The 15,807-nt window shown below is 68.9% G+C and carries 13 protein-coding genes; 6 read left to right on the top strand and 7 right to left on the bottom strand.

Annotation, left to right across the window (positions count from 1 at the left end; genetic code table 11):
* Positions 1–28 precede the first annotated feature (28 nt).
* Positions 29–445 carry a YbhB/YbcL family Raf kinase inhibitor-like protein gene (locus tag EV678_RS07290; RefSeq protein WP_130459025.1) on the top strand — a complete coding sequence of 139 codons (417 nt, stop codon included), beginning with the start codon at positions 29–31 and terminating at the stop codon, positions 443–445.
* Between the two features lie 85 nt (positions 446–530).
* Here the strand turns inward: EV678_RS07290 and EV678_RS07285 are convergent, their stop codons facing one another.
* Positions 531–1,439 carry a cation diffusion facilitator family transporter gene (locus EV678_RS07285; RefSeq protein ID WP_130459024.1) on the bottom strand — a complete coding sequence of 303 codons (909 nt, stop codon included), beginning with the start codon at positions 1,437–1,439 and terminating at the stop codon, positions 531–533.
* Positions 1,440–1,448: 9 nt separating this feature from the next.
* The gene (gene rfaE2 / locus EV678_RS07280) at positions 1,449–1,940 is read right to left on the bottom strand and encodes a D-glycero-beta-D-manno-heptose 1-phosphate adenylyltransferase (RefSeq protein WP_014238460.1); all 492 of its coding nucleotides are present in this window, start codon (positions 1,938–1,940) and stop codon (positions 1,449–1,451) included.
* Positions 1,941–2,112: 172 nt separating this feature from the next.
* Between rfaE2 and EV678_RS07275 the strand changes: the two genes are divergently transcribed.
* Positions 2,113–3,396 (top strand): MFS transporter, encoded by a 1,284-nt coding sequence (locus tag EV678_RS07275; RefSeq protein ID WP_130459023.1) that lies wholly within the window; start codon positions 2,113–2,115, stop codon positions 3,394–3,396.
* Between the two features lie 73 nt (positions 3,397–3,469).
* On the opposite strand, the gene EV678_RS07270 is transcribed toward EV678_RS07275, so the two are convergent.
* Positions 3,470–4,765: an acetyl-CoA hydrolase/transferase family protein gene (locus tag EV678_RS07270; RefSeq protein WP_130459022.1), complete on the bottom strand. Its 1,296-nt coding sequence runs from the start codon at positions 4,763–4,765 to the stop codon at positions 3,470–3,472.
* Positions 4,766–4,904: 139 nt separating this feature from the next.
* Positions 4,905–7,028, bottom strand: a complete 2,124-nt coding sequence (locus tag EV678_RS07265) for a putative bifunctional diguanylate cyclase/phosphodiesterase (protein WP_130459021.1) — start codon at positions 7,026–7,028, stop codon at positions 4,905–4,907.
* Positions 7,029–7,114: 86 nt separating this feature from the next.
* On the opposite strand from EV678_RS07265, the gene EV678_RS07260 reads away from it, so the two are divergent.
* Both EV678_RS07260 and EV678_RS07255 read left to right on the top strand, forming a co-directional pair.
* Positions 7,115–7,813 (top strand): winged helix-turn-helix domain-containing protein, encoded by a 699-nt coding sequence (locus EV678_RS07260; protein WP_130459020.1) that lies wholly within the window; start codon positions 7,115–7,117, stop codon positions 7,811–7,813.
* Positions 7,813–9,183 carry an ATP-binding protein gene (locus EV678_RS07255; RefSeq protein ID WP_130459019.1) on the top strand — a complete coding sequence of 457 codons (1,371 nt, stop codon included), beginning with the start codon at positions 7,813–7,815 and terminating at the stop codon, positions 9,181–9,183. Before EV678_RS07260 ends, EV678_RS07255 begins: the two co-directional genes overlap by 1 nt.
* Before the next feature lie 230 nt (positions 9,184–9,413).
* On the opposite strand, the gene EV678_RS07250 is transcribed toward EV678_RS07255, so the two are convergent.
* The 3 genes from EV678_RS07250 to aroG are packed head-to-tail and all read right to left on the bottom strand — an operon-like array spanning position 9,414 to position 13,077.
* The gene (locus EV678_RS07250) at positions 9,414–10,322 is read right to left on the bottom strand and encodes a decaprenyl-phosphate phosphoribosyltransferase (protein WP_014238454.1); all 909 of its coding nucleotides are present in this window, start codon (positions 10,320–10,322) and stop codon (positions 9,414–9,416) included.
* A complete protein-coding gene (locus EV678_RS07245; protein WP_130459018.1) occupies positions 10,322–11,968 on the bottom strand; it encodes an ArnT family glycosyltransferase in 1,647 nt (548 codons plus the stop codon). Before EV678_RS07245 ends, EV678_RS07250 begins: the two co-directional genes overlap by 1 nt.
* An 11-nt stretch (positions 11,969–11,979) precedes the next feature.
* A complete protein-coding gene (gene aroG / locus EV678_RS07240; protein WP_014238452.1) occupies positions 11,980–13,077 on the bottom strand; it encodes a 3-deoxy-7-phosphoheptulonate synthase AroG in 1,098 nt (365 codons plus the stop codon).
* Between the two features lie 327 nt (positions 13,078–13,404).
* Here aroG and EV678_RS07235 point away from each other — a divergent pair, with 327 nt between their 5' ends.
* Together EV678_RS07235 and EV678_RS07230 are read left to right on the top strand one after the other, a co-directional pair.
* A complete protein-coding gene (locus EV678_RS07235; RefSeq protein WP_165397461.1) occupies positions 13,405–14,439 on the top strand; it encodes an efflux RND transporter periplasmic adaptor subunit in 1,035 nt (344 codons plus the stop codon).
* Positions 14,440–14,521: 82 nt separating this feature from the next.
* The gene (locus EV678_RS07230; protein ID WP_130459016.1) at positions 14,522–15,796 is read left to right on the top strand and encodes an NAD(P)/FAD-dependent oxidoreductase; all 1,275 of its coding nucleotides are present in this window, start codon (positions 14,522–14,524) and stop codon (positions 15,794–15,796) included.
* Positions 15,797–15,807 lie beyond the last annotated feature (11 nt).

Genomic DNA, 15,807 nt, shown 5'->3' with positions numbered 1-15,807 from the left:
GTTTCTTCTTTCCTCTTTGGAGCCTTGCATGCCGTCCCTGCGCACCCTTCTCGCCGTCTCCGCCTTGCTCGTCAGCCCCCTGGCCCTGGCCCAGTCGTCCCTCAGTGTGAACTGGGAGTGGCTGAAAAAGCACCGCTGCGACAACACCTCCCCTGCCCTGGAGATTTCTGGCATTCCAGAAGGGACTGCCTCCCTGGCGGTGGCGATGAACGACCTGGATTTCCAGAACAAGGACCATGGCGGCGGCACGGTGCCCCATGCCGGCGGCGCCACTGCCAGCCTGCCCGAGGGCGCCCTGGGGCGTTATCTGGGCCCCTGTCCCAACAACTTCGGCACCTTCGGCCACGATTACAGCATCACGGTGCGGGCTCTGGCCGCCGATGGGCAGACGGAACTGGGCCGGGGCAGCGCGACCAGGAACTTTTCCGCCAGCAAGGCCAAGTAGGAACGCTATCCCGGGAGAGCATCCGGCTTTCCCGGCGTGAAAAAGGCCCCTCCAGCGGGGCCTTTCGCTTTGCTGCGAGCGGCTTTCAGGCCGGGCGGTGCAGCGGTTCGATGGGGTCTGTCTCGGGCTGCAGGGTGACGTGGCGGATGTGCCAGCGCTGCTGCAGCACCTGGCGCAGCCCGGCCAGGGTCTGGGGCCAGGCGGCCAGGTCGGCCACCTGCAGATGGGCCGAGAGCATCACCTCGCCGTCGCCCACCGTCCACACATGCAGGTCGTAGACCCCGAGCACGCCGTCCACCTGTTCCATGGCGGCGCCGACCTCGGCCGCGGAGATGTGGGGCGGCGTGCCTTCCATCAGGGCGTGCAGCGCCTCCCGCAGCAGGCGCAGGCTGGAGACGGAGATGAGCAGGGCGATGCCGGCGGCCAGCAGGGGGTCGGCCTGTTTCCAGCCGGTGAAATAGACGATGGCGCCGGAGGCGATGGCGGCCACGGAGCCGAGCATGTCGCCCAGCACGTGCAGCAGGGCGGCCCGGGTGTTGAGGGAGCTTTCGCCGCGGCTGAGCATCCAGGCCACCAAGGCGTTCATCAGCAGCCCCACCACGGCCACCGCCATCACCGCCGGGCCGGCCACCGGGGCGGGGTCCTGGAAGCGTTGCACCGCCTCCACCAGGATCGCCACCACCAGGGCCAGCATGGCCAGGCCGTTGAGCAGGGCGGCCAGCACTTCGGCCCGGCCCCAGCCGTAGGTATGGCGATGGCTGGGGGGGCGCCGGGCAACCCAGGCGGCGGCCGCGGCCAGGGCCAGGGCAACGCCGTCGTTCACCATGTGGCCCGCATCGCCGATGAGGGCCAGGGAACCGCTCCAGGCGCCGGCCACGGCCTCCACCCCAGCAAAGCCCAGGGTCAGCAGGGTGGCCAGCAGCAGGCCCTTGCCGCCGTGGTGGTTGCTGTGGGCGTGCCCGTGGCCGCAGTCGTGGTGGTGGGCGTGAGCCATGGCGTGCCTTTAGAGGGCGCGGATCTTGGTCAGCAGGGCGGTGGTGGATTTTTCGTGGAGGAAGGGGATGGAGTGGACGCTGCCGCCCCAGCCCAGGACCTCGCTGGCACCGACGATGCGTTCCGGCGCCCAGTCGCCGCCCTTCACCAGGACTTCGGGGCGGGCCTCGAGGACGCGCTGCAGGGGCGTGTCCTCGTCGAACCAGGTGACCAGGTCCACGCAGCCGAGGGCGGCCATCACCGCCAGCCGGTCTTCCAGCCGGTTTACCGGCCGGTCGTCACCCTTGCCCAGGCGCTTGACCGAGGCGTCGGTGTTGAGGGCCACCACCATGGCGGCGCCCAGGGCCCGGGCCTGGGCCAGATAGGTGACGTGGCCCCGGTGCAGGATGTCGAAACAGCCGTTGGTGAATACCAGGGGGCGGGCCAGGCGGGCGGCGCGCTCGGCCAGTTGGTCGGGGGGGCAGATCTTGGCTTCGAAATCGGGCAGGGCGTAGGTGGTCATGGCGGCGGCAATGGGATTGGGTGCGGCAGGGCGCTCAGGGGGCCAAGGATAGCACGGCAGGGGCCGCCCTTTCTGGGCCCCGGACCGACCGCGGGCATTCCCCAATGGCGCGACATACGGTTGCGTATGCTACGATGCCGTTCCCCCAAAGGAGACAAGAGGAGAGGCATAAATGCCCCCACATCAAAGCGGCGGTTCTTCCGCCCGCACGGCCCGTGCCGTGACCCTGGCGGTGGTCATCGCCGCCTACATGCTGTCCTTCTTCCACCGCTTCGCCCCGGCGGGCATCGCCCACGACCTGACCCTGGCCTTCCAGACCACGGCGGCGTCCCTCGGCGCCCTGGCGGCCACCTATTTCTACGTCTACACCATCATGCAGGTGCCCACCGGCGTCCTGGTGGATACCCTGGGGCCGCGGCGCATCCTCTTCCTCGGTGGCCTGGTGGCGGCGGCGGGCAGCGTTCTCTTCGGCCTCGCCGACACCCTCAACGAGGCCCTGGTGGGGCGCACCCTGGTGGGCCTGGGGGTGTCGGTGACCTTTATCGCCATGCTCAAGATCATCGCCGTCAATTTCGACGAGCGGCGCTTCGCCACCCTGGTGGGGGCCTCCATGCTGGTGGGCAACCTGGGCTCGGTGCTGGCCGGCGCGCCCCTTTCCCTGCTGGCCCAGAGCATTTCCTGGCGCGGCATTTTCGTCGGCGCCGGCGCCCTCTCGGCCCTTCTGGGCGTGGCCTGCTGGTTCTTCGTCAAGGACGGCGGCGGCGAGCGGCCCCGCTTCGACCGCACGGTGATCTTCGGCGGCCTGGCTTCGGTGCTGAAGAACCGCTCCACCTGGCCGGCGGTGGTGGTCAATTTCGGCCTGGCCGGCAGCTTCTTCTCCTTCGCCGGCCTGTGGGCCACGCCCTACCTGATGCGGGTGCATGAGCTGACCCGGGCCCAGGCCTCCTCCCATCTTTCCCTCTATTTCGCCGGCTTCGCCCTGGGCTGCTTTTTCATCGGCACCCTCTCGGACCGGCTCGGCAAGCGCAAGCCGGTGGTCATCGCCGGGGCCTTCCTTTACTGTCTGCTGTGGCTGTTCTGGCTGACCAACATCCGCCTGCCCCTGGCGGCCACCTACTGCCTGTTCGGCCTCATGGGCCTGACCACGGCCAGCTTCGCCCTCACCTGGGCCTGCGCCAAGGAGGTCAATCCGCCCATGCTGTCCGGCATGTCCACCAGCGTCACCAACATGGGCGGCTTCCTCGCCGGCGCCCTGCTGCAGCCCCTGGCCGGCTGGGCCATGGACCAGGTGTGGGACGGCACCCTGGCCAACGGCGTGCGCGTGTATGGGCCGGACACCTTCCGCGTCGGCATGGCCTGCATGGCCGCCGCCGCCTGCATCGGCTTCGTCGCCAGCTTCTGGGTCAAGGAGACGGGCTGCCGCAACATCTGGCAGGCGCCCCGGCCGGGGCCATGAAAAAGGGCGCGGTGGTGACCGCGCCCTGTCGCTCCAGCGAGCCCCGCCAGCCTGCGCTGCCGGGGCTTTCGTTTTAGAGCAGGTTCATCTTTTTAGCCGCTTCCCGCAGTTCATTGCGGAAGTTGGGGTGGGCGATGCCGATCAGGGCTTCCACCCGCTGCTTGGCGCTCTTGCCGCGCAGCTGGGCGACGCCGTACTCGGTGACCACGTAGTTGATGTCGTTCTTGCTGGTGGTGACGTGGGTGCCCGGGGTCAGGGTGGGGACGATGCGGGAGATGGTGTCGTCCTTGGCGGTGGAGGGCACCACGATGAAGGCCTTGCCGTCCTTGGAGCGGTTGGCGGCGCGCACGAAGTCGGCCTGGCCGCCGGTGCCGGAGTAGGGGGAGAAGCCCAGGCTCTCGGAGCCGCACTGGCCCAGCAGGTCCACCTGCATGGTGGCGTTGATGGCGATCAGCTTGTCGTTGCGGGCGGCGATGTAGGGATCGTTGGTGAATTCCACCGGATGCATTTCCAGGGCCGGATTGCGATGCATGAACTTGTACAGCTTGTTCGATCCCAGGGCGAAGGTGGCCACGGACTTGCCGGGCATGAAGGTCTTCTTCTTGTTGGTGACGGCGCCGGACTCGATCAGGGAAAGGATGCCGTCGCCGATCATCTCGGTGTGGATGCCCAGGTCGTGCTTGTGCTGGAGCTGCATCACCACGGCGTCGGGAATGCCGCCGTAGCCGATCTGCAGGGTGGAGCCGTCCTCGATCAGGTCGGCCACGTATTTGCCGATGGCTTCCTGCACCGGGCCGATGGTGGGCAGGCCCACTTCCAGCACCGGGTCGCTGCTTTCCACCAGGGCGGCGACCTTGGAGATGTGCACGTAACAGTCGCCGTAGGCGAAGGGCACGTTGGGGTTCACTTCGAGGACGATGGCCCGGGCCTTCTTCACGGCGGCCATGGTGTAGTCGGCGGCCAGGGAGAGGGCGAAGTAGCCGTGCTCGTCCATGGGCGAGGCCATGGTGAAGACCACGTCGGCGGGGGACAGGCCGCGCTCGATCAGCTGGGGCAGCTCGGCGAAATAGTTGGGGATGAAATCGACCCAGCCGGCCTGGCCGCCGGGGCGGGTGGCGCCGCCGAAGAAGTAGGCGGTGTGGCGCACGTGGTCCCGGGTTTCCGGGTCGATGTAGCCGTATTTGCGCAGGGCCAGGATCTGGGAGACGGTGACGTCCCGGTAGTTGCGCCGGGCATCGGAGAGAGCGGTGAGCAGGGCGGGCGGTTCGCCGACCCCGGTGGGAACGACGATGGTGTCGCCATTCCTGACGCAGGCGATGGCGTCGGCGGGAGTTACGAGTTTTTCCTGGTACAGGGCCTGCAGGTCCATGCTGTCTCCTTTTTTAGATCGCGGGGAATCTTTGTCGCGCAACATTATACGTACACTCCATACGATTGCGTATGGAGTCTTGCCGACGCGCGAAAATCCGCCGGACGGCCGTACGGGATCTACCGGGAGGGAGCGGGGTTCAGGCCGGGGACGAGGTGCTGGCGGCGGCCGGGGCGTGGCCCAGCATGGCCGCCACTTCCACGGCGCCGATGGCCTTGGAGAAGAAGTGGCCCTGGATTTCGGCGCAGGCCCGGGCCTTGAAGAAGCCGGCCTGGTCGGCCGTTTCCACGCCCTCGGCCACCACCTTGAGGTTCATGGACTGGGCCATGGAAATGATGGCGTCAACGATCACCGCGTCGTCCTCGTTACGGGTCACGTCGGTGACCAGGGAGCGGTCGATCTTCAGGGTATCCACCGGCAGGCGGCGCAGGACGTTGAGGTTGGAATAGCCGACGCCGAAGTCGTCCAGGGTGATGCCGACCCCCAGACGCTTCAGAGCCGAGAGCACCCGCAGGTTGCGCTCGGTGTCGTGCATGAGGGCGCCTTCGGTGAATTCCAGCTCGATCCAGCGCCCTTCCACCCCTTCCTCGCTCAGGATGCGGCCCAGGGCCTCGGCGAAATCGGGCTGGCGCAGCTGGGCTTCGCACAGGTTGATGGCCACCGGCACCAGGGTCAGGTTCTGCCGCCGCCAGTCGGCCAGCTGCCGTGCCACCCGGCGCAGCACCCAGAGGGAAATGGGCAGCACCAGGCCGCTTTCCTCGGCCAGGGGGATGAACTGGCTGGGCAGGAGCAGGCCCCGCTCCGGATGCTGCCAGCGGATCAGGGCTTCCAGGCTGAGCAGGCGGCCCGAGGGGTTGTCCACCTGGGGCAGGTAATGCAGTTCGAACTCGTCCCGGTCCAGGGCCCGGCGCATGGCGTTTTCCAGGGTCAGGCGGGTGAGGGCGCCCTGTTCCAGCTCGGGGCTGAAGAACTGGTAGTTGTTGCGGCCCACGCTCTTGGCCCGGTACATGGCCAGGTCGGCGTTCTTCATCAGGGTGTCCGGGTCGGCGCCGTCGCTGGGGTAGCAGGCGATGCCGATGGAGCAGGTGACGCTCAGTTCGTGGCCCTCGAAGTACATGGGCTCGGCCAGGGCCTCGAGGATCTTGTCGGAGACCACGGCGGCGTCGGCGGACATGTCCAGGTTGGCCAGCAGCACCACGAACTCGTCGCCGCCCTGGCGCGATACCGTGTCCTCCTCGCGCACGCAGCGGCGCAGGCGCTCGGCCACCTGCTTCAGCAGCTCGTCGCCGACCCGGTGGCCCAGGGTGTCGTTGACCACCTTGAAGCGGTCCAGGTCCACGAACATCAGGGCTACGCTCTGGTCGTAGCGGCGGGCGTGGATCAGGGCCTGGGTGAAGCGGTCGTTGAACAGCACCCGGTTGGGCAGGTCGGTGAGGGCGTCGTAGTGGGCCAGGTAGTGGATGCGGGCCTCCGCCTCCTTGCGCTCGGAGATGTCCGACCACATGGCGACGTAGTTGAGCACGGCGCCTTCGGGGGAAAGCACCCGGTCCACCGCCAGCCATTCCGGATACAGCTCGCCGTTGCGCCGCCGGTTCCAGATTTCGCCCCGCCAGTGGCCGTACTGGTTGATGGCCGCCCACATCTCCCGGTAGAAGTGCTCGCTCTGGATGCCGGACTGGAGGATGCGGGGATTGCGGCCCAGCACCTCGCCCCGGGAGAAGCCGGTGATGCGGGTGAAGGCGGGATTGACGTCCACGATGCGGTTTTCCGCATCGGTGATCATGATGGCTTCGCTGGAAGCGTGAAAGACGGTGGTGGCCAGGCGGTGTTCCGACTCCAGGCGGGCGGCCCGGGCGCAGGTGGCCATGGCTTCGAGCAGGGCGCTGGCCTTGAGGGGCTTGAGCACGTAGCGGTCGATGCCGATCTCGATGGCGTCGAGCAGGGCGCCGCTGTCGCTGTGGGAGGTGATGATGACGATCGGCGTCGCCGGGCTCTGGGCCTTGATCTCCCGGGCCAGGGAGAGACCGTCCCGGTGGGGCATGACGATGTCGGAAATGACCAGGTCCGGCTGGTGCCGGCGGAACAGCTGCAGGCCCTCGTCGCCGTCGGCCGCTTCCCACAGGGTGCCCACGTGGCGGCTGAGGATGCCGGCGGCGGCGCAGCGTGCCACCGGGTCGTCCTCCACCAGCAGCACCCGCAGGCCGCGCAAAAGCTCGCGTTCTGGATCGTCCTGCCGGGCAGCGTTGTCCATCCTGGGGGTCATGACGGCATCGGGGGGGCCATGAAAAGCGGTTATTCTAGCGCCTAATTCTCCGTAGTCATTTCGTTTTTTTCAAATAGCATAAAGCCATGCGAATCCTCATCGTCGAGGACGATTCCCTGCTGGGAGACGGGCTCCAGGTCGGTCTGGGCCAGGCCGGCTTCACCGTGGACTGGCTGCGCGACGGCCAGGAGGCCGCCACCGTCCTCGCCAGCCCCGAGGCCCACTGCTTTGCCGCCGTGGTGCTGGACCTCAACCTGCCCCAGCTGTCGGGCCAGGAGGTGCTGGCCCGCTGCCGCGCTGCCGGCAACCCGGTTCCGGTGCTGGTGCTGACCGCCCGGGACGGGGTGCCCGACAAGCTCTCGGCCCTGGACGGCGGCGCCGACGACTACCTGGTCAAGCCTTTCGACCTGGACGAGGTGGCGGCCCGCCTGCGCGCCCTGATCCGCCGCAGTGCAGGCCGGGCGGCGCCGCTGCTGGTGCACGGGGCCATCCGCCTCGACCCGGCGGCCCGCCGGGTGGAGCTGGCAGGGCTGCCGGTGGAGCTGTCGCCCCGGGAGTTCGCCCTGCTCGAAGCCCTGCTCGCCGCCGCCGGCCGGGTGCTGACCCGGCACCAGCTGGAGGAGGCCGCCTACGGCTGGAACGAGACGGTGGACAGCAATGCGGTGGAGGTGCACATCCACCACCTGCGGCGCAAGTTCGGCAGCGATCTGATCCGCACCGTGCGCGGCGTCGGCTACACCGTGGCCCGGGAGGCGTCCGCCGCGCCCGCGGCGCCGGAGTCCTGATGGCTGCCGTGCAACGCCCGACGCCGGCCTATTCCCTGCGCCGCCGCCTGCTCCTGCTGCTGCTGGCCGTGTCGGCCCTGATCTGGGTGGCCACCATCGCCGCCGCCTTTCTGCGGGCCCACGACCTGGCCGACGACATTTTCGACGCCCACCTGCAGCAGACCGCCCGCCTGCTGCTGGCCACCGAGCCCACCAGCGGCCACGTGGAAGTGCGGCCCACTCCCGGCGCCGCCGGCGGCGAAGTGCTGTTCCAGATCTGGCGCCGCACCCCCCAGGGGCCGGTGCTGGCCCTCCATTCCGCCGGGGCCGGGCAGACGCCCCTGACGGCGGTGGAGGGCTTTGTCGAAACCCGCTGGAATGGCGGCGAATGGCGCTTCTACAGCGAATGGAGCCGGGACGGGCTGCGCCAGGTGCAGGTGGGCCAGAGTCACGACATCCGCTATGCCCTGGCCCAGGAGGCCGCCATGCGCCTGCTGGCGCCCCTGATCCTGGGCCTGCCCCTGCTGGCGGCAGCCCTGTGGGTGGCCGTCGGCCGCGGCCTGGTGCCCCTGGCCCGCATCGCCGAACAGCTGGACCGGCGTCCCCCCGATTCGCCCCAGCCCCTGGGCAGCGGCCCGGTGCCGGCGGAAGTGGCGCCCCTGGTGCAGGCCCTGGACGGCCTCTTCGCCCGCATCGCCCGTCTGCTGGACAACGAGCGCCAGTTCACCGCCAACGCCGCCCACGAACTGCGCACGCCCCTGGCTGCCCTCAAGACCCAGGCCCAGGTGGCCCTGCGGGCCGGGGAGGGGGAGGTGCGGCAGCGGGCCCTGCTCAATGTGCTGGAAGGCACCGAACGCCTGGCCCGGCTGGTGGAACAGCTGCTCACCCTGGCCCGCCTGGACCCGGGCGCCAACGCCAGCCTGCAGCCCCTGGACCCCCGGCCCCTGGCGCGGGAGGTGTGCGCCGTGCTGGCCCCGGCGGCCCAGTCCCGGCAGGTGGACCTGGCCCTGGACCTGGCCGGCAGCGACGGCGACGGCAGCCTGACCCTGGCCGGCAATGGGGACCTGCTGCGCATCCTGCTGCGCAACCTGGTGGACAACGCCATCCGCTACACCCGGGAGGGCGGCCATGTGTGGGTGTCCCTGGCCCGGGACGGAGAGCGGGTGGTGCTGGCGGTGGCCGACGACGGTCCGGGCATCCCGGCCGAGGCCCGGGAGCGGGCCCTGGGGCGCTTCACCCGGCTGGCGCCGGCCCGGGCGGAAGGTTCCGGCCTGGGGCTGTCCATCGTGCAGCGGGTGGCGGAGCTGCACGGCGCCGCCCTCAGCCTGGGCGTGGGGCCGGAAGGCAACGGCCTGCGGGTGCTGGTGGTGTTTCCGCCCCTGGCGGCATAGGCGGCTTGTGATGCCTCCCCTGGGAGGTAACAGGGACGGTGCTTTTGGGGGTGCCGTGGCTGACAGGGCCGCCCCTATTGGCTCCTGGCGATGGTGCCGACGAGATTCCGCGTCATGCCGCCAGCGGCGGTGCCGGCGGGTGGCGGGGCAGGTGCCTGGGTAAGGTCCTTCAGCAGGCCGGTTGCGTAGGCCGGTTTCCGCTGACCTGGGGCGGCGGCGCTCCGGCTGGCTCAGATCACCAGCAGGACGGTGGCGAACCAGCCGACGAAGGCGGCGATGAGATGGGGGTCGGCCAGCAGGTCCGCCGCCGGGTCGCCGCCGCCGCCGCGCCGGTGCAGGCGGAACAGGTAGCGGCAGATGCCGTAGACGACGAAGGGCACGGTGGCGATGAGCCACTGGCTGCCGTGCATGGCCACCGTCTCCGGGGCCACGGTGTACAGGCTGTAGGTGACCACGGTGCCGGCGGCGCAGAGGGTGATGAACTGGTCCAGCAGCACCGGGTCGTAGTCGTCCAGCACCTTGCGGTGGCTGCCCGCATCCTCCTCCAGGGCCTTCAGTTCGGCGCGGCGCTTGGCGAAACCGAGGAACAGGGTCAGCAGCAGGCCGCACACCAGCAGCCAGTGGGAGGGGGCGATACCCACCCCCAGGGTGCCGGCCAGGATGCGCAGCATGAAGCCGGCGGCGATGATGAAGACGTCGAGCACGGCCACGTGCTTGAGGCCCATGGAGTAGGCCACGTTGAGGCCGGCGTAGAGGGCCACCACCAGCAGCACGGTGAGGGAGACGCTGTAGGCCAGCATGAGGGCGCCGAACAGGCAGGCCCCGGCCAGCAGCAGGGCGGCGGTGACATTGACGGTGCCGGCGGCCAGGGGGCGGTGCCGCTTGACCGGATGCAGGCGGTCCTTTTCCCGGTCCGCCAGGTCGTTCACCACATAGATGCTGGAGGCGGCCAGGGAAAAGGCCAGGGCCGCCAGGACCACGGACTGCAGCAGGGCCAGGTCGGCGAAGGCCTCGCCGAAAATGAGGCCGACGAAAACGAAGCCGTTCTTCACCCACTGGTGCGGGCGCAGCAGTTTGACGTAGGGCCAGAGGCCGCCGCGGGGCGTGCTGTCGCCGGCCTTTTGGGGGCGGCGGGCCATCAGCGGCATTCCTCGTCGGGGAAATAGCGTTCGCAGAAGTAGCAGCCGTTCATGGGCAAAAAGCCGGGGATGCGGTAGTAGCGCTGTTTCACGTCCCGCAGCACCCGTTCCCGGTAGGTGTGGAAGTCGAAGCCGTGGCCCAGCACCTGGTAGAAGGTGACGCCCTCCACCTGGAAGGCCAGCTGCTGCACGTCCCGGAAATAGGGCGCGTATTCCCCCGGGTTGGGTTCGCTCTTCCGCAGGATGAGGATGTTCTTGCCGTCCAGCTCGCGGAAGTCGGTGAGGATGTCGTCGTGGCGGGCATGGGAAGAGGCCAGGCCGAAGACCATGAAATAGCGCCGGGCGTTGTAGCCCAGGGTGACGGCGTTGGAATAGCCGTCGGAGGCGAAGGCGTAGTCGTTGGCGTAGGGCTCCAGCCGCTGCAGCAGCTCCTGGCTGCGGAAGGTGAGCACCAGGCCCCGGTGGAAGTCCGCCTTCTCCCAGGTGGACAGGGGCAGCTGGCTGACCACCAGCAACAGCACCACGTGCAGGGCGGCGAAAGCGCCGAGCCAGGCCGCCAGGCGGCGCAGGGCGGTCATGGGCAGGCTGCTGGCGGCCAGGATGCAGAGCAGGGTGATGAAGGAGAGCAGCCAGTGCAGGCCGATCTTCTTGGCCAGGGCCAGGGCGGCGAACAGGCCCAGGGGCACGGCCGCCAGCCAGAAGGCGGTGCGGGCCAGGCCCGGCTGGGCGATGGCGTTCTTCACCTCGTCGCGGAACTTCCACAGGGCGGCCAGGAGGAAGGGGGTGGCGACGTAGCCCAGGGTCAGCACATAGAGGAAGGGATTGGCCCAGGACTTGCCCCAACCGGAACTCTCGTGCCGGTTGTAAAGGTTGAACATGATGTTGGCCCAGCAGTGGCTGCAGTTCCACCAGATGTTGAGGGCCGGCCCCAGCAGGGCCACGGCGACGAACAGGGCGAACTCGGCGAAGCGCCTCCAGCCCTCCTCGCGGCGGGCGACGATGACATGCACCAGGAAGGCGACGCCCAGCAGCACCGAGAAATACTTGGAGAGGAAGGCCAGGCCCAGCATCAGGCCGGCCAGGGCGTGCAGGGCCCAGCGCTGCCAGCCCTGGCGCTCCAGGGCCACGACGTAGGCGGCCACCGAGAGCAGGGAGAAGAAGACCAGGGGCGTGTCGGTGGTGATGAAGACGTTCCACACCGAGGTGGGCAGCAGCAGCACCAGCAGGGCCGTCAGCCAGCCCCGCTCCTCGGCGAAGGCAATGCCGGAGCGGCGCACCAGCCAGCCGGAGAGTCCGGCCAGGACGAAGGGCAGGAGCAGGGCCGGCAGGCGCACCACCCATTCGTCCCAGGAGAGGGCCATGAGGGGCGCCAGCCACCAGCCCACCATGGGCGGGTGGTCGTAGAAGCCCCAGTCCGGCTGCCAGCCCCAGAAGGCGAAATAGGCTTCGTCGCCGGTGATGGGGGTGACCGCCGCCAGCCAGATGCGGAACAGCAGCAGCACTGCCGCCACTCCCAGCACCAGGCGGTGCATGGGCAGGCGGGCGAGGAAGTGGCCGGGGCCGAGCAGGGCGCGGGTGGAAGTGTCCGTGCCGGTCTCGGTCGGCGCCGGCGTCTCGGTCGGGGCAGGGGAGTCGTGTTCCGCCAAAGCGGGGGCCCTTATTCCGTGGCTTCCACCAGGCGGCGCTCGCGCACCGCCCGGGCCAGGATGTCCAGCACCCGCACCGAGTCTTCCCAGCCGATGCAGGCGTCGGTGACGCTCTTGCCGTATTCCAGGGGCTTGTCCGGGGTGATGTCCTGGCGGCCTTCCACCAGGTGGGATTCGACCATGACGCCGATGATGCGCTCGTCGCCGGCGGCAAGCTGGGTGGCCACGTCCTTGGCCACGTCCACCTGGCGCTCGAACTTCTTGCTGCTGTTGGCGTGGGAGAAATCCACCATCAGGCGGGCTGCCAGGCCGGCCGCGGCGATGTCCTTGCAGGCCGCATCCACGCTGGCCGCATCGTAGTTGGGGCCCTTGCCGCCGCGCAGGATGACGTGGCAGTCCTCGTTACCGGCGGTGGAGACGATGGCCGAGTGGCCGCCCTTGGTCACCGAGAGGAAATGGTGGGGGGCGGAGGCGGAGCGGATGGCGTCCACGGCGATGCGCACGTTGCCGTCGGTGCCGTTCTTGAAGCCCACGGGGCAGGAGAGGCCGGAGGCCAGCTCCCGGTGCACCTGGGATTCGGTGGTGCGGGCGCCGATGGCGCCCCAGGCGATCAGGTCCGCCGTGTACTGGGGGCTGATGGTGTCGAGGAATTCGGTGGCGCAGGAGAGGCCCAGCTCGTTGATGTCGAGCAGGATCTTGCGCGCCAGGCGCAGGCCTTCGTTGATGCGGAAGGAGCCGTCCATGCGCGGGTCGTTGATGAGGCCCTTCCAGCCCACAGTGGTGCGGGGCTTTTCGAAATAGACGCGCATCACCACCAGCAGGTCGTCCTTGAGGCGCTCGGCTTCCTTCTGCAGGCGCTGGGCGTACTCCATGGCGGCTTCGTAGTCGTGGATGGAGCAGGGGCCGATCACCACCAGCAGCCGGTCGTCGGCGCCGTGCAGGATGCGGTGGATGCCCTGGCGGGCGCCGTAGGTGGTCTGGGCCGCCCGGTTGCTCACCGGATATTCGCGGAAGACGTGGGCCGGCGGCACCAGTTCCTTGATCTCGCGAATGCGTACATCGTCGGTGACGGGTTTGGTGGCGTGGGAGGCGGCTTTCAGGGACGTCATGGTACAGACCTCGGAACAGCAGCGCCCACAAGGGCGCCAGGCAATGGGAAAGCGCCCGATTCTACGCCAAAGCCCGCCTGGGGCGAAGGGCGGGGCTGTTTTGGCGGGAGCGACGAGGGCCCGCCGCCTACCTTTTGCACTGTCGCTTTTCCCGGCCAGCCGGAAACGGCCATGACCGGTACTGCTGCCTGGCGATGCGCCATTCGTCGTCACGCTTCATGCGCGTCCCCGCGGCGGAACCGGCATGGCGGACGGGACGTTCCCCCGAATGAGCCGAAAGCAATGCCCCGCTTGTCGATTCTCGAACATAAGTATATTCTTATATACATGAATACCTCATCCCTCTTCCTCCGTCGCTGCCTGAGCCTGGCCCTGTCGCTGGCGGTTGGGTCCGTCGTGGCTGCCGAAACGTCCCCGAGCGAGTTGCCGACCCGGGTGGTGCAGCCCCGGGAAGTGGCACTGACATTGCCGGCGGAAGGGGTGGTGGAAGCCCTCTCCCAGGCCGTGGTGGCGGCCCAGGTGGCCGGCCGGGTGACCGAGATGCGGGTCGATGCCGGGCAGGCGGTGAAGAAGGGCGAAGTCATGCTGCGCCTGGACGTGCGCGAGGCGGCCGAGACTGCCGCCGGGGCCCAGGCGGCCCTGGTCAATGCCCGGGCCCAGTACGAGCGCAGCCGCAGCCTGCGACAGCAGAATTTCATCAGCCAGTCGGCCCTGGACAAGGCCAAGGCCGACCTGGACCTGGCCATGGCCAATGCCGGAGCCTCCGGCGCCAGCCAGAGCCACGGCACCATCACGGCGCCCATCAGCGGCCTGGTGGCGCGGCGCCACATCGAGCTGGGGGAAATGGCGGCCCAGGGCCGGTCCCTGGTGACCCTCTACGACCCGGCGGGCTTGCGCGTGACGGTGGAAATCCCCCAGTACCGGCTGAAGGAACTGAAGGGCGGCAAGGATCTGCAGGGCCGCATCGAATTTCCGGAGCTGCAGCGCCAGGTGGCGGCGGCCAAGGTGACCGTGCTGCCGGCGGCGGATGCCGCCACCCATACGGTCCAGGTGCGCCTCAACCTGCCCGGCGATGCCGCTTCCCTGCAGGATGTGCTGCCGGGCATGGCGGCCCGGGTCCATTTCGTCCTCGGCCGGGCGGTCAAGCTGACGGTGCCGGCCAGTGCCGTGGTGCGTCGCGGCGAGGTGGCCGGTCTCTATGTGCGCGACGGCCAGGGCCGTCTGTCCCTGCGCCAGTTGCGCCTGGGCCAGGCCGTCGGCGACGGCGAGGTGGAAGTGCTGGCGGGGCTGTCCGCCGGCGAGACCATCGTCCTCGATCCGGTCCGGGGCGGCATCGCCCTGAAGCAGGGCGCAGCCCGCTAGACCCCGGCAGCACGCGACTCCAGTTTCCCCAGAAGCGGCAGAAGACCGCTCATCCACGCACCACGCCAACGGAGGAGACACCATGGCGCACATCATCATCATCGGCGCGGGCCTGGGCGGCATGCCCATGGCCTACGAAATGCGCGAACTGCTGCGCAACGGCGACAGGCTCACCGTCGTCTCCAACCAGTCCCGCTTCCATTTCGTGCCGTCCAACCCCTGGGTGGCGGTGGACTGGCGCCAGCGCCAGGACATCGAGCTGGAACTGGCGCCCCTGCTGAGTCGCAAGGGCATTGCCCTGGTCCAGTGCGGCGCCCGCCGGGTGCATCCGGAGCGTAACCAGGTGGAGCTGGAGGACGGCAGCAGCCTGGACTACGACTTCCTCATCATCGCCACCGGCCCCCGTCTGGCCTTTGACGAGATCGAGGGCCTGGGGCCCCAGGGCCACACCCAGTCCATCTGCCACGTGGATCACGCCCAGCAGGCGGCCGAGAGCTGGAAAAGCTTCGTCGCCGCGCCCGGCCCGGTGGTGGTGGGGGCGGTGCAGGGCGCCTCCTGTTTCGGCCCGGCCTACGAATACGCCTTCATCATGGAAACGGACCTGCGCAAGCGCAAGATCCGGGACCGGGTGCCCATGACCTTCGTCACCTCCGAGCCCTACATCGGCCACCTGGGCCTGGGCGGCGTCGGCGACTCCAAGGGCATGATCGAGTCCATGTTCCGCCAGCGCCACATCAAGTGGATCTGCAACGCCAAGGTGAGCAGGGTGGAAGCCGGCAAGATGTTCGTCACCGAGCACGACGAGGAGGGTCAGCCGAAGAAGGAGCACGAGCTGCCCTTCAGCTACTCCATGATGCTGCCGGCCTTCAAGGGCGTGGAGGCGGTGTTCGGTATCGAAGGCCTGACCAATCCCCGGGGCTTCGTCCTCATCGACGAGCACCAGCGCAACCCGCGCTATCCCAACATCTTCTCCGTCGGCGTCTGCGTCGCCATCCCCCCGGTGGAGGCGACGCCGGTGCCCACGGGCACGCCCAAGACCGGCTACATGATCGAATCCATGGTCACCGCCACGGCCAAGAACATCCGCGCCGTGCTGGACGGGCGCGAGCCCACCGAGAAGGCCACCTGGAATGCGGTCTGCCTGGCCGATTTCGGCGACTCCGGCGCCGCCTTCGTGGCCCTGCCCCAGATTCCGCCGCGCAACGTCAGCTGGTTCTCCGAGGGCAAGTGGGTGCATCTGGCCAAGGTGGCCTTCGAGAAGTACTTCCTGCGCAAGATGAAAACGGGGGCCACCGAGCCGGTCTATGAAAAGATCGTCATGGAGGCCCTGGGCATCATGAAACTGAAAGGCAAATAGTCCGGTTCGTC

Source organism: Azospira oryzae (assembly GCF_004217225.1).
In the GTDB taxonomy this organism is placed as follows: Bacteria; Pseudomonadota; Gammaproteobacteria; order Burkholderiales; family Rhodocyclaceae; genus Azospira; species Azospira oryzae.
The sequence above is the reverse complement of the archived record's forward strand: the minus strand, read 5'-3'. Positions and strand labels throughout refer to the sequence as shown.